This window comes from Streptomyces sp. NPDC092296 (assembly GCF_044755465.1).
Taxonomy (GTDB): Bacteria; Actinomycetota; Actinomycetes; order Streptomycetales; family Streptomycetaceae; genus Peterkaempfera.
The window spans coordinates 125,945-149,977 of sequence record NZ_JBIVRB010000009.1 but is presented as its reverse complement, the minus strand read 5'-3'; the positions used below and the strand labels follow the sequence as shown (position 1 = coordinate 149,977).

Here is a 24,033-nt window from a genome sequence, read left to right as displayed (position 1 = left end):
GTCACCGCGATCGGTGTGCTCCGGCGCGTCCTGCGACCACGCCTGCCCACACTCCTGGAGGTACCCCATGTCCCGTCGCGATGGCGACGCCCTTCCCCTGACGGCGGCGCAGCGCGAGATCTGGCTCGCCGAACAGCGCGCGCGGACAGCCCTCGACGCCTACCGCATCGGCGAATACCTGGAGGTCCACGGACCGGTCGACACGGAACTCGTCGAGACCGCGCTGCGCCGGGTCGTCGACGAGATCGACGCCCTGCACGTGAGCTTCGTCCACGACGGGCAGGAGCCGCGCCAGGTCGTCCGTGCGGCATGGGACTGGGCGCCGACCCGGCTCGACCTGAGCGCGGAGCCGGACCCCCGGGCGGCGGCCCTGGCGTGGATGGCCGGGGACCGGATGCGCCCGCTGGACCTCGCCCGTGACCCGCTCTTCAGCTTCGCGCTGATCAGCCTGTCGCCGGTGCACCATCTCCTGTACCAGAACCATCACCACCTGGTGATGGACGGCTTCGGCCTTTCCCTGGTCCGACGGCGTCTCACACGGATGTACACGGCGCTGGCCTCGGGCGGGCCGGTCCCGCCGTCGCCGTTCCGTTCGTTGGACGACCTGCTCCGCAGTGACGCCGACTACCGCGCCTCGGGGCGGTTCACCTCCGACCGGTCGTACTGGACGGAGCGGCTCGCCGGCCTACCGGAACCGACCCGGCTCACCGGCCGGGTCCGGCGCAGCGGCAGTGGCCTGCGTTCGGCGGTGGAACCGGCGGTGCTCCGCGTGGACACGCTGCGATCGGCGGACGCGGGGACCGAAGCCCACTGGTCCCGCCCGCTGATCGCGGCGGCGGCCCTCTACGCACACCGGCTCACCGGGGACCGTGACGTGCTGATCGGCCTTCCGGTCACCGGGCGCGAGGGAGCCGAACGCGCCCTGATGTCCTCGCCCGGCACGGTGGCGAACGTGGTGCCCCTGCGTCTGCCGGTGCGCCCCGACACGCGGTGGCACGACCTGGTCGCGGAGACGGCACGGGAGGCCGAAGCGGCCCTCGCGCACCAGCGCCACCGCAGCGAGGAACTGTTCCGGGACCTTGGAACCCCCGGGGCGGCGTTCCCGCTCGTCGTCAACATCATGGTCTTCGACTCCGCACCGAGCTTCGCCGGTCATCCCGCCACCTTGCACTACCTGCTCCCGGAGCCGACCACCGGGCTGGCCCTCTGGATCACCGGCCGACGGGGCGACGACGAGCTCCGGGTCGAACTCAAGGGCGCGCCCCAGGTCTGGAGCGACGACGAACTCGCCGTCCACCAACGGCGCCTCCTCGCACTGCTGGACAGCGTCGCAGCCGCTGACCCGCAGCAGCCGGTCGGCCGGATCGGCCTGCTCACCGCGGACGAGGAGCGCCAGCTGCTGGAGCTGGGCACCGGTCCGGTGGTCGAGGGCCCCCCGGGCAGCCTCCCGGAGCTGTTCCGGGCGCAGGTGCGGGCGACGCCGGACGCGCTCGCGGTCGTGGGGCCGGACGCGTCCCTGACGTACGCGGAGCTGGACGCGCGGGCGAACCGGCTGGCGCACGCCCTGATCGCCCGTGGGGCGGGGGCGGAGCGGCCGGTGGCGGTGGCCCTGCCGCGCTCGGCGGAACTGGTGGTGGCGATCCTCGCGGTGCTCAAGGCCGGGGGCGTCTGCGTCCCGGTCGACCCGGAGTACCCCGCCGCCCGGATCGGGTACCTGCTCGACGACGCGCGGCCGGTCCTGGTGGTGACCGACGCCCGCACCCGGGACCGGCTGCCCGGGACCGGTCCTGCGGAGCCACTGCTGGTCGACGACCCGGCGACGGCGGCGCTGGTGGCCGCCTGCCCGGCGCGGGACCCGGAGGCGGCCGTCGACCCGGAGCACCCGGCCTACGTCATCTACACCTCCGGCTCCACAGGGCGGCCCAAGGGCGTGCTGCCGACGCACGGCGGCCTGCTCAACCTGCTCGCCGGCCTGCGGCGGCCCCCCTTCCCGTCCCCGCCTGCGGAACGGCACCGGCTCCGCGTGGCGCTGACCACCTCGGTCTCGTTCGACGCGTCCTGGAACCAGCTGCTGGCCCTGTTCGCGGGCCATGAGCTGCACGTCCTGGACCACGCGACCTGGACCGACCCGGACGCCTTCGTCGACTACGCCAGGCGGTGCCGCCTCGACGCCGTCGAGGCCACCCCGTCCTACCTCCGGATCCTGGTGGCGCACGGCCTGCTGGACGACCCGCAGCGGCGTCCCGCGATGGTCGCGGCGGGCGGCGAGGCCGTCCCGGAGCAGCTGTGGGAGCGGCTGCGGGCGGCCGACGGGGTGTCCTGCGTGAACCTCTACGGGCCGTCCGAGTGCACGGTGAACTCGGTCGTCGCGCCGCTGGGGTCGAGCCGGCGCCCGGTCATCGGCCGACCGGTCGGCAACGCCCGGCTCCAGGTGCTGGACGGCGCGCTGCGGCCGGTGCCCGCAGGTGAGGTGGGTGAGCTCTACATCGCCGGCGCGGGCCTGGCGCGGGGCTACCTGGGCCGGCCGGGCCTGACCGCCGGGCGTTTCGTGGCCGACCCGTCCGGGCCGCCCGGCACCCGCATGTACCGCTCCGGCGACCTGGTGCGGTGGGGCCCGGACGGGAACCTGGAGTTCCTCGGCCGGACCGACGACCAGGTCAAGATCCGGGGATTCCGGGTCGAACTCGGCGAGATCGAGGCCGTACTCGTCGAACACCCGCAGGTCGCGCAGGCCGCCGTCGTGGTGCGGACCGAGTGGGACGCCCGGCTGGTCGCCTACGTCGTGCCGGCCCCCGGCTCCGAGGTGACCGCGGCCACCCTGCGCGAGCACCTGCGCGACCGGCTGCCGGAGTACCTGGTGCCGGCCGCGTTCATGACGCTGGACGCCCTGCCGCTGACGCCGAACCGGAAGCTCGACCGACGGGCCCTTCCGGCCCCCGAGCAGACCGTGGCCGCCCCGAGCCGCGCTCCGCGCACCGCGACCGAGCACCTGCTCGCCGGACTCTTCACCGAAGTGCTCGGAGTGGCCGAGGCCGGGCCGGACGACAGCTTCTTCGACCTCGGCGGCCACTCGCTGCTGGCCACCCGGCTGATCGCCCGGGTGCGGTCGGTGCTCGGTGTGGAGCTGAGGCTGAGCGACCTGTTCGACGCGCCGACGGTGGCGGAACTGGCGGCGGCGGTGGATGTCGCGGGCCGGGCGCGGCCGGCCCTGGCGCGGCGCGAGCGGCCCGAGGCCGTCCCGCTGTCCTTCGCGCAGCGCCGGCTGTGGTTCCTGCACCGGATGGAGGGCCCGAGCGCCACCTACAACATCCCGCTGGCACTGCGGCTCTCCGGAGACCTGGACCAGAAGGCCCTGGCAGCCGCCCTGGCGGACGTGGTCGAGCGGCACGAGAGCCTGCGCACCGTCTTCCCGGTGGTCGACGGCGTGCCGTGCCAGCGGGTGCTGGACCCCGACGCGGCACGGCCGCGGCTGAGGGTGACCGAGGTGGGCGAGGACGACCTGCCGGACCGGCTGGCGGCGGCGGCCCGGCACGGCTTCGAGCTGTCCGAGGAGCCGCCGCTGCACGCGGAACTGTTCCAGCTGGGACCGGAGGAGCACGTACTGCTGCTCGTGGTGCACCACATCGCCGGTGACGGCTGGTCGATGGGGCCGCTCTCGCAGGACCTGACGACCGCCTACGCGGCCCGATCCGACGGGGCGAAGCCCGAGTGGGCGCCGCTGCCGGTCCAGTACGCCGACTACGCCCTGTGGCAGCGGGACCTGCTCGGCGACGGCTCGGACCCGGACAGCCTGCTGAGCGGTCAACTGGCCTACTGGAGCGAGCAGCTGGCGGGCCTGCCCGAGCAGCTGGAGCTGCCGTTCGACCGGCCCCGGCCGGCGGCGATGTCCTACCGGGGCGCCCACCTGCCGGTGCGGATCGACGCCGAGCTGCACCAGGGCCTGCGCGCGCTCGCCCGGGACGGCGGGGCCAGCCTCTTCATGGTGCTCCAGGCCGGACTGGCCGCCCTGCTGGGCAAGCTCGGCGCGGGCACCGACGTCCCGATCGGCACGCCGATCGCCGGGCGCACCGACGAGGCAGCGGATGACCTGGTCGGCTTCTTCGTCAACACCCTGGTGCTGCGCACCGACCTGTCGGGCGACCCGTCGTTCACCGAGCTGCTGGGCCGGGTGCGGGCCGACGCGCTGGCCGCGTACGCGCATCAGGACGTGCCGTTCGAGCACCTGGTGGAGGCGCTGAACCCGGCCCGGTCGCTCTCGCACCACCCGCTGTTCCAGACCATGCTCGCCCTGCAGAACGCGCCGCTCGGCGCGTTCGACCTGCCGAGGCTGCGGGTGGCGGCCGACCTGGTCCACACCGGGACGGCCAAATGCGACCTCACCTTCATGGTGACCGAACAGCCCGGTGCGGACGGGCTGTCGGTCCTGGTGGAGTACAGCACCGACCTGTTCGACGAGGCCACCGTGGCGGGGATCGCCGACCGGTGGTTGCGGCTGCTCCGTACCGTGGCCGCCGACCCCGGCCGGCGGATCGGCCAGGTGGACGTGCTGTCCGCCGACGAGCTCCGCGCGTTGCTGCCGACCGGCGTCGGCCGGAGCAGGGAGATGCCGGAGCGCAGCCTCACCGCGCTCTTCGAGCAGCAGGTGCGGGCGAACCCCGCTGCGGTCGCCGTGGCCGGCGGCGAAGTCGCACTGACGTACGGGGAGCTGAACACCCGGGCCAACCGGCTCGCGCACGCCCTGATCGCCCGGGGCGTGGGGCCGGAGCAGCTGGTGGCGCTGGCCCTGCCGCGCTCGGCCGAGCTGGTGGTGGCCGTCCTCGGGGTGCTCAAGGCGGGCGCCGCCTATGTGCCGGTGGACCCGGAGTACCCGGCCGCCCGGATCGCCTACCTGCTCCGGGACTCCCGGCCGTCGCTGCTGGTGACGACGGGCCGGACCGGCGAACTGCCGGGCACGGACGCGGTGGAGCGGCTGCTGCTGGACGACGCCGACCTGGACGGACTGCCGGACACGGACCCGGAGGTCCCCCTCGACCCGGGCCACCCCGCCTACGTCATCTACACCTCCGGCTCCACCGGCGACCCCAAGGGCGTCGTGGTGCCGCACCGGAACGTCGTGCGGCTGTTCGGCGCCACCCAGGAGCTGTTCGGCTTCTCCGCCGAGGACGTCTGGACGCTCTTCCACTCCTACGCCTTCGACTTCTCGGTCTGGGAGCTGTGGGGCCCGCTGCTGCACGGCGGTCGCCTGGTGGTCGTGGACCACGAGACCAGCCGCTCGCCCCACCGGTTCCTGGACCTCCTCGCCCGCGAGCGGGTGACGGTGCTCAACCAGACGCCGTCCGCCTTCTACCAGCTGATGCGGGCGGACGAGGAGGCGGCGGCGACCGGCCGTCCGCTCGCCCTGCGCACCGTGGTCTTCGGCGGCGAGGCGCTGGAGCACGCCCGGTTGGCGAGCTGGTACGACCGGCACCCGGACGACGCGCCGCGGCTGGTCAACATGTACGGCATCACCGAGACCACGGTGCACGTCACACACGCGCCGCTCGACCGCTCCGGCACCGCCGCCGGCCAGGTCGGTGCGGCCCTCCCCGACCTGCACACATATGTGCTCGACGCCCATCTGCGGCCGGTGCCCCCGGGCGTGCCCGGCGAGCTGTACGTCGCGGGCGCCGGGCTGGCGCGCGGCTACCTGAACCGGCCCGGCCTGACCGCCGGGCGGTTCGTGGCCGACCCGTTCGGGCCGGCCGGTACGCGCATGTACCGCAGCGGCGACCTCGTGCGCCGGGAGGCCGGGGGAGGCGGCCTGCGGTTCGTCGGCCGGGCCGACGACCAGGTGAAGGTCCGGGGTTTCCGGATCGAGCTCGGTGAGATCGAGGCCGCGCTCGCCGCGCACCCCAAAATCGCCCAGGTCGCCGTCCTGGCGCGGCAGGACCGGGCCGACGACACCCGGCTGGTCGCGTACCTGGTGCCTGCCGCAGGCGCCGGCCCGCACCCGGCCGAGCTGCGCGAGCACCTGCGGGAGCGGCTGCCGGAGTACATGGTGCCGGCCGCGTTCGTCACCCTGGGGAGCCTGCCGCTGACCGCCAACGGCAAGCTGGACCGCCGTGCGCTGCCCGCACCCGACCTCGCCCCGGCCGGCACCGGCCGCGCGCCGCGCACGCCGCAGGAGCAGATCCTGTGCGAGCTGTTCGCCGAGGTCCTCGGGGTGGCCGAGGCCGGCGCCGAGGACAGCTTCTTCGACCTGGGCGGACACTCGCTGCTGGCCACCCGCCTGGTCGCCCGGGTCCGCGCGACCCTCGGGGTCGAGCTGGAGCTGCGCACCCTGTTCGAGACCCCGACCCCGGCCGGTGTGGCCTCCGCCCTGGCGGGCGCCCGCCGGGCGCAGGCGGCCCTGGTACGCCGCCCGCGACCCGAGCAGCTCCCGCTGTCCTTCGCGCAGCGACGGCTCTGGTTCCTGCACCAGCTGGAGGGCGCCGGCGTGAACTACCACATCGCCCTGGCGTGGCGGCTGTCCGGGAACCTGGACCGGCGGGCCCTGGAAGCCGCCCTGGCGGACCTGACGGCCCGGCACGAGAGCCTGCGCACCGTCTTCCCGGTGGTCGACGGCGTGCCGTACCAGCAGGTGCTGGACGTGGCGGCGGGCCGCCCGGGGCTGGAGACGGTCCGGACCACCGAGGCCGGGCTGCCGGACGCGCTGACGGCCGCCAAGGCCCGCCCGTTCGACCTGGCGGCCGAACCGCCCCTGCGCGCAGACCTCTTCGCACTGGCGCCGGACGAGCACGTGCTCCAGGTGGTGCTCCACCACATCGCCGGCGACGGCTGGTCGCTGGGCCCGCTCGCACGGGACCTGACCACCGCCTACACGGCGCGCTGCCGGGGCGAGGAGCCGCAGTGGGCGCCGCTGCCGGTCCAGTACGCCGACTACACCCTGTGGCAGCACGAACTGCTCGGCGAGGCCACCGACCGGGACAGCCTGTTCACCAGCCAGGCGGACTACTGGACGCGCCAGTTGGCCGGCCTTCCGGAGCAGCTCCAGCTGCCCGCTGACCGGCCCCGCCCGGCGGTCGCCTCGCACCGGGGCGGCTCTGTGCGCGCCGGGCTGGACGCGGAGCTGCACCGCGGTCTGCGCGAGCTCGCCCGCGTACACGGCACCAGTCTGTTCATGGTGCTCCAGGCGGGGCTGGCGGCGCTGCTGAGCAAGCTCGGTGCGGGCGACGACATCCCGGTCGGCAGTCCGGTCGCCGGCCGGGCCGACCAGGCCCTGGACGACCAGGTCGGCTACTTCGTCAACACCCTGCTGTTCCGTACCGACACCTCGGGCGACCCCACCTTCGCCGAACTGCTGGGCCGGGTCCGGGAGACCTCGCTGGCCGGGTACGCCCACCAGGACCTGCCGTTCGAGTACCTGGTCGAAGCCCTCAACCCGGTGCGGTCGCTGGCGCACCACCCGCTGTTCCAGGTCATGCTGGTGCTGCAGAACGCCCCCCGGGCCGACTTCGCCCCGCCGGGGCTGCGCGTCGGCGAGGTGGAGCTGACCACGACCACGTCCAAGTTCGACCTGGTCTTCTCGCTGTCCGAGCGGCACGCCGAGGACGGTCTCCCGGCCGGGATCGACGCGTTCGTCCAGTTCGCGAGCGATCTCTACGATCCGGCCACCGTCGAGACGATGGTCGCGCGCTGGGTGCGGCTGCTGAGGGCGGCCGTCGCCGACCCGCGGCAACGGCTCGGCCACGTCGATCTGCTGTCCGTCGAGGAGCGCCGCGAGCTGCTGCCCGCCGCCCCGGGCGGGGCGGTCACCGCCAGTCTGCCGGAGATGTTCGCGGCGCGGGTGGCGGCGACGCCCGAGGGCGTCGCCCTGGTCTTCGAGGGCGTGGAGCTGACCTACCGCCGGCTGGACGCCTGGGCGAACCGCTTCGCGCATGCGCTGATCGCGCGGGGTACGAGGCCGGAGCAGATCGTGGCGGTGGCACTGCCACGGTCGGTGGAGTTCGTGGTGGCCGTCCTGGGCGTCCTGAAGACGGGAGCCGCCTATCTGCCGGTGGACCCGGCGTATCCGCGGTCGCGGATCGCCTTCATGCTGGCGGATGCCCGGCCGACCGTGGTGGTCGACGACCCGGCGATGGTGGCCGACGTGTCCGGGCAGCCGGACACCGACCCCGCCGTTGCGGTGGACGCCCGGCACCCGGCGTACGTGATCTACACATCCGGCTCGACCGGACAGCCCAAGGGCGTGGTGGTGAGCCACACCGGGCTGCGGGGAATGGTGGCCGAGCAGGTCGAGCGGCTGGGCATCGACGCGGCCAGCCGGGTGCTCCAGTTCTCCTCGCCCAGCTTCGACGTCTCGCTGTGGGACATGTGCGGCGCCCTGCTCACCGGTGCCGCCCTGGTTCCGGCACCCGCGAGCGAGCCGGTCTCCGCGCTGACCGACCCGAGCCTCGCCCTCACCCATGCGACGGTGCCGCCGTCCGTGCTGGCGGCGCTGTCGCCGGACGCGGTGGCCGTGCCGACGCTCACGGTCGCGGGCGAGGCCTGCCCGTCGGAGCTGGTGGCGCGCTGGGCGCCAGGGCGGCGGATGGTCAACGCGTACGGTCCGACCGAGACGACGGTCATCGCGACGATGAGCGAGCCGCTGTCGCCGGGGCCGGGCGTGCCGCCGATCGGCCGTGCCGTCGCCGGATTCCGGACCTATGTGCTGGACCATCGGCTGGACCTGGTGCCGCCGGGCGTGACCGGGGAGCTGTACGTCGCCGGCCCGGGGCTCGCACGCGGCTATCTGGACCGGCCGGGCCTGACCGCCGGGCGGTTCGTGGCCTGCCCGTTCGGCGCGGAGGGTGAGCGCATGTACCGCACCGGGGACCTGGTGCGCCGACGCCCTGACGGCCGGTTGGAGTACCTAGGCCGGGTCGACGACCAGGTGAAGGTGCGCGGCTTCCGGATCGAACTCGGCGAGATCGAGACGGCGCTGGCCCAACACCCGCAGGTCGGCCAGGTCGCGGTGATCGCCCGGAAGGACCAGACGGAGGACACCCGCCTGGTCGCCTACCTGGTGCCCGCCACCGGCGCCGGGCCTCGGCCGGAGGAACTGCGCACCCACCTCCGGGAGTGGCTGCCGGACTACATGGTGCCCACCGCGTTCGTCACCCTCGACGCCCTGCCGTTGACCGCCAACGGCAAGCTCGACCGGCGCGCCCTGCCCGAGCCCGACTTCACCGGATCGCGGGCCGGCCGGGCACCGCGCACTCCGCAGGAGCAGGTGCTGGCCGGGCTGTTCGCCGAGGTGCTGGGTGTGCCGCGGGTCGGCGCCGACGACGACTTCTTCGACCTGGGCGGGCACTCCCTGCTCGCCACCCGCCTGGTGGCCCGGGTCCGGGCGACCCTCGGCGTCGAGCTGGCGCTGCACACCCTGTTCCGGACCCCGACGGTGGCCGGGCTGGCCGCCGCGCTGGGCGGCGCCGACCGAGCCCGGCTCGCCCTGCGCCGGGCGGAGCGACCCATGGGGACACCCCCGGCCGAAGGCCGGGGGATGGTGCCGCTGTCGTCCGCGCAGCGGCGGCTGTGGTTCCTGCACCAGCTGGAGGGCGCCGGGCCGGTCTACCACATGCCGCTGGCGTGGCGGCTCTCCGGAGCACTGGACCGGGTGGCCCTGGAGAAGGCGCTCGCCGACGTCGTCGACCGGCACGAGAGCCTGCGTACGATCTTCCCGGCGACGGACGGCGTGCCGTACCAGCAGGTGCTGGCCCCCGGGGCGGTGCGGCCGAAGCTGCCGGCCACCCCGGCCGACGAGACGGACCTGCCGGAGCTGCTGGTGGCGGCGGCGGAGCGCGGATTCGATCTCGCCGCCGAACCACCGCTGCGCGCCGAGTTGTTCGAGGCGGCACCGGACGAGCATGTGCTGCTGGTGGTGGTCCACCACATCGCCGGTGACGGCTGGTCGCTGGGCCCGTTGGCGACCGACCTGGCCACCGCGTACGCGGCACGCTGCCGGGGCGGGGAACCCCAGTGGGCGCCGCTGCCGGTGCAGTACGCCGACTACACCCTGTGGCAGCGCGAGCTGCTGGGCGACGCCACCGACCGGGAGAGCCTGTTCGCCCGCCAGGCGGCCTACTGGACGCGGACGCTGGCGGACCTGCCGGAGCAGATCCGGCTGCCCGCCGACCGCCGCCGCCCCTCGGCGCCCTCCTACTCCGGCGGCCACCTCGCGGTCGAGATCGACGCCGAGCTGCACGCCGGGCTGATCCGCCTGGGCCGGGAGCACGGGGCCAGTGCCTACATGGTGGTGCAGGCCGCGCTGGCGGCGCTGCTGGACAAGCTCGGCGCGGGCACGGACATCCCGGTCGGCAGCCTGATCGCCGGCCGGACCGACCAGGCCCTGGACGACCTCGTCGGGTTCTTCGTCAACACCATGGTGCTGCGGACCGACACCTCGGGCGACCCGACCTTCGCGCAGCTGCTGGGCCGGGTCCGGGAGACCGCGCTGGGCGCCTACGCGCACCAGGACCTGCCGTTCGAACACCTCGTCGAGGCCCTCAACCCGACCCGCTCGCTCGCCCGCCAGCCCCTGTTCCAGGTACTGCTCGCGCTGCAGAACGTGCCCCGCACCGAGCTCGCCCTGCCGGGCCTGAGCGCCGAGGTCGTCCTCGTGCGGACGCCCACGGCGATGTTCGACCTCTCCGTCCACCTGCTGGAGCGCGGCGGCACCGGCGGCCCGGCCGAGGGCATCATCGGGCGGGTCGAGTACAGCACCGACCTGTTCGACCACGCCACGGTGGAGGCACTGGTCGCCCGGTGGCTGCGCCTGCTGGCGGCGGTGGTCGCGGAGCCGGACCGGCCGCTGAGCCGGATCGACGTCCTCACCGCCGAGGAGCGGCATGAGCTGCTGGTGGCGCGCAATGACACCGCCCGCCCGGCTCCGGCCGTGGGCCTGGCCGCCCTGTTCGCGGCACAGGTCCGGGCGACCCCGCAGGCCCCGGCGGTGGTGTTCGAGGACACGGTGCTGACGTACCGGGAGCTGAACCGCCGGGCCAACCGCCTGGCGCACGCGCTGATCGCGCGCGGGGTGGGGCCGGAGCAGGTCGTCGCCCTGCGGCTGCCGCGCTCGGCCGAGCTGGTGGTCGCCGTCCTCGCGGTGCTGAAGACGGGCGCGGCGTACCTGCCGATCGACCCGGACTACCCGGCCGCCCGCATCGCGTACATGCTGGAGGACGCGCGGCCGGCCGTCGTCCTGGACGACCTGGCGGCCGTCACACCGGCCGAGGAGCAGCCGGAGCACGATCCGGCCGTCGCCGTGGACGCGCGGCACCCGGCCTATGTCATCTACACCTCCGGCTCCACCGGTCGGCCCAAGGCCGTGGTGATGCCCGCCGCCGGTCTGCTGAACCTGCTGGAGTGGCACCACCGCGCCGTCGGCGGCGGACCCGGCACGCGTACGGCGCAGTTCACCGCGATCAGCTTCGACGTCTCGGTGCAGGAGATGCTCTCCGCGCTGCTGTACGGCAAGGCCCTCGTCGTGCCGACCGAGGAGCAGCGCCGCAGTGCCGAGCTGTTCGCGCACTGGCTGGACCGGCACGGGGTCGAGGAGCTGTTCGCGCCCAACCTGGTGGTCGAGGCGCTGGCCGAGGCCGCCGAGGAGGCGGGGCTGGAGCTGCCGAGGCTGCGGCTGGTCGCGCAGGCCGGCGAGGCGATGCGCCTGGGCGGCGCGGTGCGCCGCTTCCAGACCCGGCGGCCGGGCCGGGCGCTGCACAACCACTACGGGCCCGCCGAGACCCATGTGATCACCGCCTATCCGCTGCCGGCCGACCCCGCCGACTGCCCGCTCCCGGTGCCGATCGGCCGTCCGATCGACAACTGCCGGGTGTACGTGCTCGATGCGGCTCTGCGGCCGGTCGCCCCCGGCGTGACGGGTGAGCTGTACCTCGCCGGGGCAGGGCTGGCCCGTGGCTATCTGAACCGGCCGGGCCTGACCGCCACGCGGTTCGTCGCCAACCCGTACGGTCCGGCGGGCGCGCTGATGTACCGGACCGGCGACCTGGTCAGGTGGCGGGCCGACGGCGAGCTGGAGTTCGCGGGCCGGGTGGACCACCAGGTGAAGGTGCGCGGGTTCCGGATCGAGCCCGGCGAGATCGAGGCCGAGCTGACCGCGCACCCCGGCGTGGCCCAGGTCGCGGTGCTCGCCCGGGAGGACGGGCAGGGCGAGATCCGGATCGTCGCGTACGTGGTGCCCTCGGCCGAGTCGGGGGCGACGGCGGCGGTGCTGGCGGCGTATCTGCGTGATCGGGTGCCGGACTATCTGGTGCCGTCGGCGTTGGTGCTGCTGGATGTGCTGCCGTTGACGCCGAACGGGAAGTTGGACCGGGCGGCGTTGCCCGTGCCGGAGGCGGTCGGCGCGGTGGTGGGTCGGGCGCCGCGCACGCCGCAGGAGCAGATCCTGTGCGAGTTGTTCGCGGAGGTGCTGGGTGTGTCCCGGGTCGGGGTCGACGACGACTTCTTCGACCTGGGCGGGCACTCCCTGCTCGCCACCCGGCTGGTGTCGCGGGTCCGGGCGACACTCGGCGTCGAACTGGAGCTGCGCAGCCTGTTCCGGACGCCGACGCCCGCCGGGCTCGCGGCCGGGCTGCATGACGCCGGCACCGCTCGGCAGGCCCTCGTTCCCCGGCCTCGCCGCGAGCCCATGCCGCTGTCCTTCGCACAGCGCCGTCTCTGGTTCCTCCAGCAGTTCGGGGCACCGAGCGCCACCTATCACATGCCGCTGGCCCTGCGGCTCTCCGGCGACCTCGACCGGGCCGCGTTGAACGCCGCGCTCGCGGACGTGGTGGCCCGGCACGAGAGCCTGCGCACGGTCTTCCCGCAGACCGCCGGAGTGCCGTACCAGCGGGTTCTGGACGCCGCCGAGGTCACCGTCCCGCTGACCGTGCGCGCGGCCGGCGAGGCGGAGGTCCCGGTCCTGCTCCGCGAGGCGGCGGTGCGGGGATTCGACCTGACGTCGGAACTGCCGCTGCGGGCGGAGCTGTTCGCGGCCGCACCCGGGGAGCACGTGCTGCTGCTGGTGATGCACCACATCGCGGGCGACGGCTGGTCCATGGGCCCGCTGGCCCGCGATCTCGCCACCGCCTACGCCGCCCGGTGCGAGGGTCGCCCACCGGGCTGGCCGGTCCTGCCGGTGCAGTACGCCGACTACACCCTGTGGCAGCACGAGATCCTCGGTGATGAGCACGACGCGGACAGCGTGTTCGCCCGCCAGGTCGCCTACTGGACCGAGGCGCTGGCCGGGCTGCCCGACCAGTTGCAACTGCCGGTCGACCGGCCGCGCCCGGCTGCCGTGTCGTACCGCGGCGACCTGCTGGACGTCCGGATCGACGCCGAGCTGCATGCGGCTCTGGTGGAGTTGGCGCGGCGTTCCGGTGCGAGTCTGTTCATGGTGTTGCAGGCGGGTCTTGCCGCGTTGTACACGCGGTTGGGTGCGGGGACGGACATTCCGATCGGGAGTCCGATCGCGGGGCGTACGGATGAGGCGCTGGACGATCTGGTCGGGTTCTTCGTGAACACGCTGGTGCTGCGTACGGACACCAGTGGTGATCCGAGTTTCGCGGAGTTGCTGGGTCGGGTGCGGGAGACGGCGCTGTCGGCGTACGCGCACCAGGATGTGCCGTTCGAGCATCTGGTGGAGGTGCTGAACCCGTCCCGGTCGCTCTCCTACCACCCGCTGTTCCAGACCGGACTGGTGGTGCAGAACGCGCCGGGCGGCGACTTCGACCTGCCCGGCCTCAACGCCGCCGGGATGGCCGTCCCCACCGGGACCTCCCGGCTCGACCTGACCTTCGGCCTCGCGGAGCGGTACGGTCCCGACGGCGCGCCGGCCGGTCTCAGCGGCGCGGTCGAGTACAGCACCGACCTGTTCGACCGCTCGACGGTGGAGGCCCTCTTCGCCCGGCTGACCAGGCTGCTGACCGCGGTCGCCGCCGCGCCGGACCAGCCGATCGGCGGGATCGACCTGCTGTCCGACCAGGAGCGCCGCGAACTGCTGCCGGCTGCCGGGAGCGGCGCTGCCGCCACGGGCCTGCCGGAGATGTTCGCGGTGCGGGTGGCGGCGTCTCCGGATGCGGTCGCGGTGGTCTGCGGCGAGGTGGAGTTGACGTATCGGCAGTTGGATGTCCGGGCGAACCGGTTCGCGCATGCGCTGGTCGGGCGGGGTGTGGGTCCGGAGCAGGTCGTGGCGGTGGCGTTGCCGCGTTCGGTGGAGTCGGTGGTGGCGGTCCTGGGTGTGTTGAAGGCCGGAGCCGCGTATCTGCCGGTGGACCCGTCGTATCCGCGGTCGCGGATCGCGTTCATGCTGGCGGATGCCCGTCCGGCGGTGGTGGTCGACGACCCGGCGGTGGTGGCGGAGGTGTCCGAGTGGCCGGACACCGCTCCGGAGGTCGCGCTGGACGTGCGACACCCGGCCTATGTGATCTACACCTCCGGCTCGACCGGCCGGCCCAAGGGTGTCGTGGTGAGCCACGCCGGGGTGCCGGGCCTGGTGGCGGCGCAGGTCGAGCGGCTCGGCGTGGCGCCGGGCAGCCGGGTGCTCCAGTTCGCCTCGCCCAGCTTCGACGCGTCGTTCTGGGACCTGTGCAGCGCCCTGCTCACCGGTGCCGCCCTCGTTCTGGCCCCGTCCGAGGCACCGCTGGCGGCCCTGACGGACCGGCGGCTCGGCATCACCCATGTGACGTTGCCGCCCTCGGTCCTGACCGCGCTGGACGGCGCCGAACTCACCGCCGCCACCCTGGTGGTCGCGGGTGAGGCGTGCGCTCCGGAGCTGGTGGCGCGGTGGGCCCCGGGGCGGCGGATGATCAACGCGTACGGTCCGACGGAGACGACGGTGTGCGCGACGATGAGCGACCCGCTGCCGCCGGGGTCGGGCGTGCCGCCGATCGGCCGAGCGGTCGCCGGTTTCCGGGTGTACGTGCTGGACGAGCGGCTGCGGCCGGTGCCGCCGGGCGTGGCGGGAGAGCTGTACGTCGCGGGCGCCGGCCTGGCGCGCGGCTATCTGAACCGGCCGGGCCTGACCGCCACGCGGTTTGTCGCCTGCCCGTTCGGCACGGACGGCGAGCGCATGTACCGCACCGGCGACCTGGTCAGGTGGCGGGCCGGCGGCGAGTTGGAGTACGTCGGCCGGGCCGACGACCAGGTGAAGGTGCGCGGCTTCCGCATCGAGCCCGGGGAGGTCGAGGCGGTCCTGGCCGAGCACCCCGCCGTCGTCCGGGCCGCCGTCCTCGCCCAGGACGACCGGCTCATCGGCTATGTGGCAACGCGTCCCGACGCGGACGTACGACCGGCGGTGCTGGCGGCGTATCTGCGTGATCGGGTGCCGGACTATCTGGTGCCGTCGGCGTTGGTGCTGCTGGATGTGCTGCCGTTGACGCCGAACGGGAAGTTGGACCGGGCGGCGCTGCCCGTGCCGGAGGCGGTCGGCGCGGTGGTGGGTCGGGCGCCGCGCACGCCGCAGGAGCAGATCCTGTGTGAGTTGTTCGCGGAGGTGCTGGGTGTGTCCCGGGTCGGGGTCGACGACGACTTCTTCGACCTGGGCGGGCACTCCCTGCTCGCCACCCGGCTGGTGTCGCGGGTCCGGGCGACACTCGGCGTCGAACTGGGACTGCGCGCGCTCTTCCAGGCACCCACTGCGGCGGGCCTGGCCGAGGCGCTGGCCGAGGCCGGTCGCGTCCGCCCGGCGCTGACCGCGCATGAGCGGCCGGAGGCTGTGCCGCTCTCCTTCGCCCAGCGTCGGCTCTGGTTCCTGCACCGGATGGACGGCGCCGCCGCGACCTACCACATCCCCCTGGCACTCCAGCTGACCGGGACCCTGGACAGGGCGGCGCTGGACGAGGCGCTCGCGGACGTGGTGGCCCGGCACGAGAGCCTGCGGACGGTGTTCCCGGAGGTCGACGGCGTACCGTGCCAGCGCGTCCTTCCCCCGGCGGCGGCCCGGCCCCGCGTCCGGCTGACCGAGGTGTCGAAGGCGGAACTTCGGGACCGGCTGGCCGAGTTCGCCCGGCAGCCGTTCGACCTGGCCGTGGAACCGCCGCTGCGGGCGGAGCTGTTCGCGCTCGCGCCGCAGGAGCACGTGCTGCTGCTGGTGATGCACCACATCGCGGGCGACGGCTGGTCCACCGGCCCGCTGGCCCGTGACCTGGCCACCGCCTACGCCGCCCGGTGCGAGGGTCGCCCACCGGGCTGGCCGGTCCTGCCGGTGCAGTACGCCGACTACACCCTGTGGCAGCGGGACCTGCTCGGCGATGCCGCAGACCCGGAGAGCCGGTTCGCCGAGCAACTCGGCTACTGGAAGAAGCAGTTGTCGGACCTGCCGGAGCTGCTCCACCTGCCCGCCGACCGGCCACGGCCGGCCGTCGCCGGCTGGCGCGGCGGCCTCATCGGCCTGGAGTTGAGCGCCGAGCTGCATGCGGCTCTGGTGGAGTTGGCGCGGCGTTCGGGTGCGAGTCTGTTCATGGTGTTGCAGGCGGGTCTTGCCGCGTTGTACACGCGGTTGGGTGCGGGGACGGACATTCCGATCGGGAGTCCGATCGCGGGGCGTACGGATGAGGCGCTGGACGATCTGGTCGGGTTCTTCGTGAACACGCTGGTGCTGCGTACGGACACCAGTGGTGATCCGAGTTTCGCGGAGTTGCTGGGTCGGGTGCGGGAGACGGCGCTGTCGGCGTACGCGCACCAGGATGTGCCGTTCGAGCATCTGGTGGAGGTGCTGAACCCGTCCCGGTCGCTCTCCTACCACCCGCTGTTCCAGACCATCCTGGCCGTGCAGAACGCGCCGATGGGCCGGTTCGCGCTGCCCGGACTGGACGTCACCACCTTCGCGGTGGCCACCGGCACCGCCAAGTTCGACCTCGGTGTGGCTCTCGCCGAACAGTTCGCGTCGGACGGAAGCCCGGCCGGGATCGTCGGCGCGGTGGAGTACGCCACCGATCTGTTCGACCCGGATACGGTCGCCGCCCTCGCCCGGCGCTGGACGCTCCTGCTGGAGGCGGTCACGGCCGACCCGGAACAGCCGATCGGCGGGATCGACCTCCTCGACGCCGGCGAGCGGCACCGGCTCCTGGAGAGCGGTAACGCGACCGCCCGTGAGGTGGGCGCCGTCCCGGTCCCGCAGGCGTTCGCGGTGCGGGTGGCGGCGTCTCCGGATGCGGTCGCGGTGGTCTGCGGCGAGGTGGAGTTGACGTATCGGCAGTTGGATCTCTGGGCGAACCGGTTCGCGCATGCGCTGGTCGGGCGGGGTGTGGGTCCGGAGCAGGTCGTGGCGGTGGCGTTGCCGCGTTCGGTGGAGTCGGTGGTGGCGGTCCTGGGTGTGTTGAAGGCCGGGGCCGCGTATCTGCCGGTGGACCCGGCGTATCCGCGGTCGCGGATCGCGTTGATGCTGGCGGATGCCCGTCCGGCGGTGGTGGTCGACGACCCGGCGATGGTGGCTGAGGTGTCCGAGTGGCCGGACACCGCTCCGGAGGTCGCGCTGGACGTGCGGCACCCGGCCTATGTGATCTACACCTCCGGCTCGACCGGCCGGCCCAAGGGTGTCGTCGTCGGCCACGGCGGCGTGGCGAGCCTGGTCGCCGCCCAGATCGAGCGGTTCGCGATCGAACCCGGCAGCCGGGTGCTCCAGTTCGCCTCGCCCAGCTTCGACGCCTCGGTGTCGGAGATCTTCACCGCTCTCCTGTGCGGCGCGGCCCTGGTGCTGCCCCCTGCGGCGGATCCGGTCGCCGCGCTGGCCGACCCGGGCCTCGCTGTCACCCATGTGACCGTGCCACCGTCGGTCCTGGCCGCCCTGCCGGAGGATGCGATGACCGTGTCGACGCTGGTGGTGGCGGGTGAGGCCTGCCCGCCGGAGTTGGTGGCGCGGTGGGCCCCGGGGCGTCGGATGATCAACGCGTACGGTCCCACGGAGACGACGGTGTGCGCGACGATGAGCGACCCGCTGCCGCCGGGGTCGGGCGTGCCGCCGATCGGCCGACCGATCGCCAACGCCCGGGTGTACGTGCTGGACGACCGGCTGCGGCCGGTGCCGCCGGGCGTGGTGGGAGAGCTGTACGTGGCCGGCGCCGGCCTGGCGCGCGGCTATCTGAACCGGCCGGGGCTCACCGCCACGCGGTTTGTCGCCTGCCCGTTCGGCACGGACGGCGAGCGCATGTACCGGACCGGCGACCTGGTCAGGTGGCGGGCCGGCGGCGAGCTGGAGTTCGCGGGCCGGGCCGACGACCAGGTGAAGGTGCGCGGCTTCCGCATCGAGCCCGGCGAGGTCGAGGCGGTCCTGGCCGAGCACCCCGCCGTCGCTCGGGCCGCCGTCCTCGCCCAGGACGACCGGCTCATCGGCTACGTCGTCCCGCGTCCGGAGGCGTCCCGGGACAGCGGTCTCGAAGCCGACCACGTGGGCGAGTGGCAGGACATCTACGACGCCCTGCCCATCACCCCCGAGGAGACCGCCTTCGGCCGGAACTTCGTGGGCTGGAACAGCAGCTACGACGCGAGCCCGATCCCGGTCGAGCAGATGAGGGAGTGGCGGGACGCGACCGTCTCCCGCATCCTGGCCCTGCGCCCCCGCCGGGTGCTGGAGGTCGGCGTCGGCACCGGCCTGCTGCTCTCGCAGATCGCGCCGCACTGCCAGACCTACTGGGCGACGGACTTCTCCGCGACCGCGATCGAGGCACTGGCCGCCCAGGTGGCCCGACAGGAGGACCTGGCCGAGCGCGTCGTGTTGCAGACCCGCCCGGCGCACGACACCGACGGACTGCCCGCCGGGACTTTCGACACCATCGTGATCAACTCGGTGGTGCAGTACTTCCCGTCCGCCGACTACCTGGCGGACGTGATCGGGAAGCTGATGCGGCTGCTCGCCCCCGGCGGCGCGCTCTTCATCGGTGACGTCCGCAACCTGCGGCTGCTGCGCCCGCTGGCCACGGCCGTCCAACTGCACCGGACCGGTGCCGGCGCCGACCTCGCGACGGTGCGCCGCGCCGTGGAGCAGGCCCTCCGGGTCGAGAAGGAACTCCTGGTCGACCCGGACTTCTTCACCGCCCTGCGGGAGCACGGTGCGGACATCGGTGCGGACATCGGCGCGGTGGCCGTGGAGGTCAAGCGCGGCCGCCACCACAACGAACTGAGCCGCTACCGCTACGACGTGACGCTGCACAAGTCACCGGTCGCCCCGGCAGCCACGAGCCGGCCGGTCGAGCTGGAGTGGGGGCGGCAGGTCGTCGGCCTGGCCGAGCTGCGCGGGCTGCTCGCCCAGCCGCTCGCGGGCGTGCTGCGGGTCACCGGGGTGCCCAACCGCCGGGTGGCGCGGGAGTCCGCCCTGGCCCGCGCGGTGCAGGACGGGGACACCCCGCTCGCCGAGCTGCTGGAACGGCTGCACGCCCCGGAGCAGGGCGGAGCGCCCGACCCGGAGGACTTCCATGAGCTCGGGCGGGAACTCGACCGCTGGGTGGGCGTCACCTGGTCGGCCACCCAGGCCGACGCCGTGGACGTCGTCTTCGCCCACCCGCAGGCGCACCACGGCTCCCCGGTCGAGCCCTACCGGCCGGCCAGGGCCTCCGGCGGGGCGCTGTCCTCGCTGACCAACCGCCCGACCGGCAGCCGGGGCACCGGCGCCCTCATCGGGGAACTCCGCGACTGGCTGCGCGGGCGGCTGCCCGACTACCTGATCCCCTCGGCGTTCGTGGTGCTGGAGACGCTTCCGCTGACGGCCGGCGGCAAGCTCGACCGCCGCGCGCTGCCCGCTCCCGACCTCGGCTCCGCCGGAGCCGGGCGGGCGCCGCGCACCCCGCAGGAGCAGCTGCTCGCCGAGCTGTTCGCGGAGGTGCTCGGGCTGGCCCAGGTCGGGGTCGAGGACAGCTTCTTCGACCTGGGCGGCCACTCGCTGCTGGCGACCCGCCTGGCCTCCCGGGTGCGGGCGACCCTCGGCGCGGAACTGGAGGTCCGCACGCTGTTCGAGACCCCGACCGTGGCCGGGCTGGCGGCCCGCCTCGACGGCTCCGGAACGGCGCGGCCCGCGCTGACCGCCCACCCGCGCCCCGAGCACGTACAGCTGTCCTTCGCCCAGCGCCGCCTGTGGTTCCTGCACCGGATGGACGGACCGAGCGCCACCTACAACATGCCGCTCGCGCTCAGCCTGACCGGCCGACTCGACCGGCCGGCCCTGCACGCCGCGCTGGCGGACGTGATCGCCCGGCACGAGAGCCTGCGGACCGTCTTCCGGGAGACGGACGGCGTACCGTACCAGGTGGTGCTGAGCGCCTCGCAGGCGTACCCGGAGCTGCCGGTGGTCGAGCTCGACGAGAGCCGGCTGGCCGAACGGCTGGCGGACGCGGCCCGGCGCGGCTTCGACCTGGCCGCGGAACCGCCGGTCCGGGCGGCGCTGTACGCGCTCGCCCCCGACCGGCATGTGCTGCTGGTCGTGGTGCACCACATCGCCGCCGACGGCTGGTCGATGGGCCCGCTCTCCGGCGACCTCGCGGCGGCCTACGCGGCCCGCTGCCGGGGCGAGGAGCCGCAGTGGTCCCCGCTGCCGGTGCAGTACGCCGACTACACCCGCTGGCAACGCGAACTGCTGGGTGACGCCGCCGACCCGGACAGCCTGTTCGCCCGGCAGCTGGCCTACTGGAAGGACGAGCTGGCCGGGATTCCGCAGCAGCTGCACCTGCCCGCCGACCGGCCCCGGCCGGCGGTGGCCTCCCAGCGGGGCGGCCGGATCACCGTCCGGCTGGACGCCGGACTGCACCAGGCCCTGCGGGACCTGGCCGCCGAGCGGGGCGCCAGCCTGTTCATGGTGCTCCAGGCCGGCCTCGCCGCGCTGCTCACCCGGCTCGGCGCCGGTACGGACATCCCCATCGGCAGCCCGATCGCCGGCCGCACCGACCAGGCCCTGGACGAGCTCGTCGGCTTCTTCGTCAACACCCTGGTGCTGCGCACCGACACCGGCGGCGACCCCGGCTTCACCGAACTGCTCGGCCGGGTGCGGCAGAAGGCGCTCACCGCGTACGACCACCAGGACGTGCCGTTCGAGTACCTGGTCGAGGTGGTCAACCCGGTGCGGTCGCTGGCCCACCACCCGCTGTTCCAGATCATGCTGGCCCTGCAGAACGCGCCGCTGGGCGAGTTCGCGCTGCCGGGGCTGGAGACCGGCCACCTGGAGGCGCCGACCGGGACCTCCCGGGTCGACCTGACCTTCAGCCTGGCCGAGCAGTTCCGCCCGGACGGCGGCCTCGACGGCCTGGTCGGTGCGGTGGAGTACGCCACCGACCTGTTCGACGCGCCCACCGTGGAGCTGTTGTTCGACCGCTGGGCGCGGCTGCTGCGCGCAGCGGCGGCCGACCCCGACCGGCCGATCAGCCGGATCGACATCATGTCCGCCGAGGAACGCCACCGGCTGCTGTCCGCGTCCACGGGCGCCGCCGCCGAGCTGCCCGAGGCCGCGGTACCGGACCTGTTCGCCCGCCAGGCCCTGGCCACCCCGGACGCCGTGGCGGTCGTGGCCGGCGGCACCGAGCTGACCTACCGGGAACTCGACCTGCGGACCAACCGCCTCGCGCGGGCGCTGGTCCGCCGGGGCGTCCGGCCGGAGACGCCGATCGCGGTCATGCTGGAGCGCTCGGCGGAGCTGGTCGTGGCGATCCTCGCGATCGTCAAGGCGGGCGGCGCCTATGTGCCGCTCGACGCGCGCTTCCCGTCGTCCCGCATCGAACTGATCCTGCGGGAGACCGGGGCCGCGCTGGTGCTCACCGAGGACGTGCTGACCGCGCTGCTCCAGGCCGAACCCGACTCGTCCGCACTCGAAGTGCCGTGCGACCCCCGGCAGCTGGCGTACATCATGTACACCTCCGGGTCCACCGGGCGGCCGAAGGGCGTGGCCGTCACCCACCGCGACGTGGTGGGCCTCGCGCGCACCCCCGAATGGCGCGGCGGCGGACACGAGCGGGTGCTGATGCACTCCCCGACCGCCTTCGACCTCTCCACGTACGAGCTGTGGGTGCCGCTGCTCAGCGGCGGCCGGATCGTGGTCGCCCCGCCGGAGCGGCTCGACCTCGACCTGCTGGAGCGGGCGGTCACCGAGCACCGGGTGACCGGCCTCTGGCTGACGGCCGGCCTGTTCCGGCTGGTCGCCGAGGAGCGGCCGGGCCTGCTCGCCGGGGTCCGCGAGGTCTGGACCGGCGGTGACGTGGTCTCCCCGGCCGCCGTCGCCCGCGTGCGCGCGGCCTGCCCCGGCATCGAGGTGGTCAACGGCTACGGGCCGACCGAGGCCACGACCCTGGCCACCTGCCACCCGGTGCGCACCCTCCCCGAGGCCGCCGCGACCGTGCCGATCGGCGGGCCGATGGCCAACATGCGCGCCTACGTGCTCGACGACCACCTGCGGCCGGTGCCGACGGGCATGGTCGGCGAGCTGTACCTCGCGGGAGTGGGAGTGGCCCGCGGCTACCTCGGCCGCCCGGGTCTGACGGCCGAGCGGTTCACCGCCGACCCGTACGGGCCGGCCGGGAGCCGGATGTACCGCACCGGCGACCTGGCCTGGTGGCAGCCATGGGGGCACCCCCGGCCGGTGGGGGCACCTCCCGGCCGCCAGGCTGGGGGCGCCGGGGGAGGCACGCTGGAGTTCGCCGGACGGGCCGACCACCAGGTCAAGCTGCGCGGTCTGCGGATCGAGCCCGGCGAGATCGAGGCCGTGCTCGCGAGCTGCCCCGGCGTCGCCCAGGCGGCCGTGGTAGCCCGTGAGGACCAGCCGGGCGACAAGCGGCTCGTCGCCTACCTGGTGGCCGCCCCCGAGGGGGTGCCCGAGGCGGGCGAGCTGTCCGACCGGCTGCGCCGCGAGCTGCCCGAGTACATGGTGCCGTCGGCGTTCGTCACCGTGGACGCGCTGCCACTGACCGCCAACGGCAAGCTGGACCGGGCCGCCCTGCCCGCCCCCGAGTACGGTGCGCCGGGCACCGGGCGCGGCCCCCGGACGCCGCAGGAGGAGCTGCTGTGCGACCTGTTCGCCGAGGTCCTCGGCCGGGAGCAGGTCCGCATCGACGACAGCTTCTTCGGCCTGGGCGGGCACTCGCTGCTGGCCGCCCGCCTGGCGTCCCGCGTCCGCGAGACCCTCGGCGTCGAACTGGGCCTGCGCACGCTGTTCGAAGCGCCGACCGTGGCCGGGCTCGCCGAACGCCTGGTCATGAACGATCCCGATGACGCGCTGGACGTGGTGCTGCCGCTGCGCACCACCGGGAACGGGACACCGCTGTTCTGCATCCACCCCGGCGGCGGCATCAGCTGGTCGTACAGCGGGCTGCTGAACCACATCGGTCCCCAGCACCCGGTCTACGCGATCCAGGCGCGCGGCCTCGGCCGGCCCGAACCGCTGCCGACGTCCTTCGAGGAGATGGCGGCCGACTACGCCGAGCAGATCCGCAAGCTCCAGCCGCAGGGCCCGTACCTGCTGCTCGGCTGGTCCGCCGGCGGGCTGATCGCCCACGCGCTCGCCTGCGAGCTCCAGTCACGCGGCGAGCGCACCGCACTGCTGGCGATCCTCGACGCCTACCCGGTGAAGGACGTGCGGTTCGAGGAGGTGCCCGTGCCCACCGAGCGGGACGTGCTGGTCGGTGTGCTCGACGTCGACCCGGACGAGCTGGGCGACCGGGCGCTGACCTACGGCGAGGTCGCCGAGATCCTGAACCGGCGGGGCAGCGCGCTGGCCGGGCTGACGGAGCGGCAGATCGAGGTCATCGTCCAGATCATGATCAACAACGCGAAGCTGGCGGTCGACTTCGTTCCCGGGAAGTTCGACGGAGACCTGCTGCTCTTCAACTCCACGATCGACCGGACCGAGGACAACGCCGGGCCCGGGATCTGGCGCCCCTACATCGCCGGCCGGATCGAATCGCACGAGATCGCCACCCGGCACAACCGGATGACCCAAGCCGGCTCGCTGGCCCAGATCGGACCGATCCTGGCCGCCAAGCTCGCCGAGGCCACCGAGGCCACCGGTGACACCGGTGGCACCCCCATCCGCAACCAGGAGGACTGACT

Annotated in this window: 1 protein-coding gene; it reads left to right on the top strand. The window is 74.2% G+C overall.

Features of this window, described 5'->3' with window-relative positions; genetic code table 11:
* Positions 1-67 precede the first annotated feature (67 nt).
* Positions 68-24,031 carry a non-ribosomal peptide synthase/polyketide synthase gene (locus ACIQGZ_RS20485; protein WP_402603559.1) on the top strand — a complete coding sequence of 7,988 codons (23,964 nt, stop codon included), beginning with the start codon at positions 68-70 and terminating at the stop codon, positions 24,029-24,031.
* The last annotated feature ends 2 nt before the right edge of the window (positions 24,032-24,033 follow it).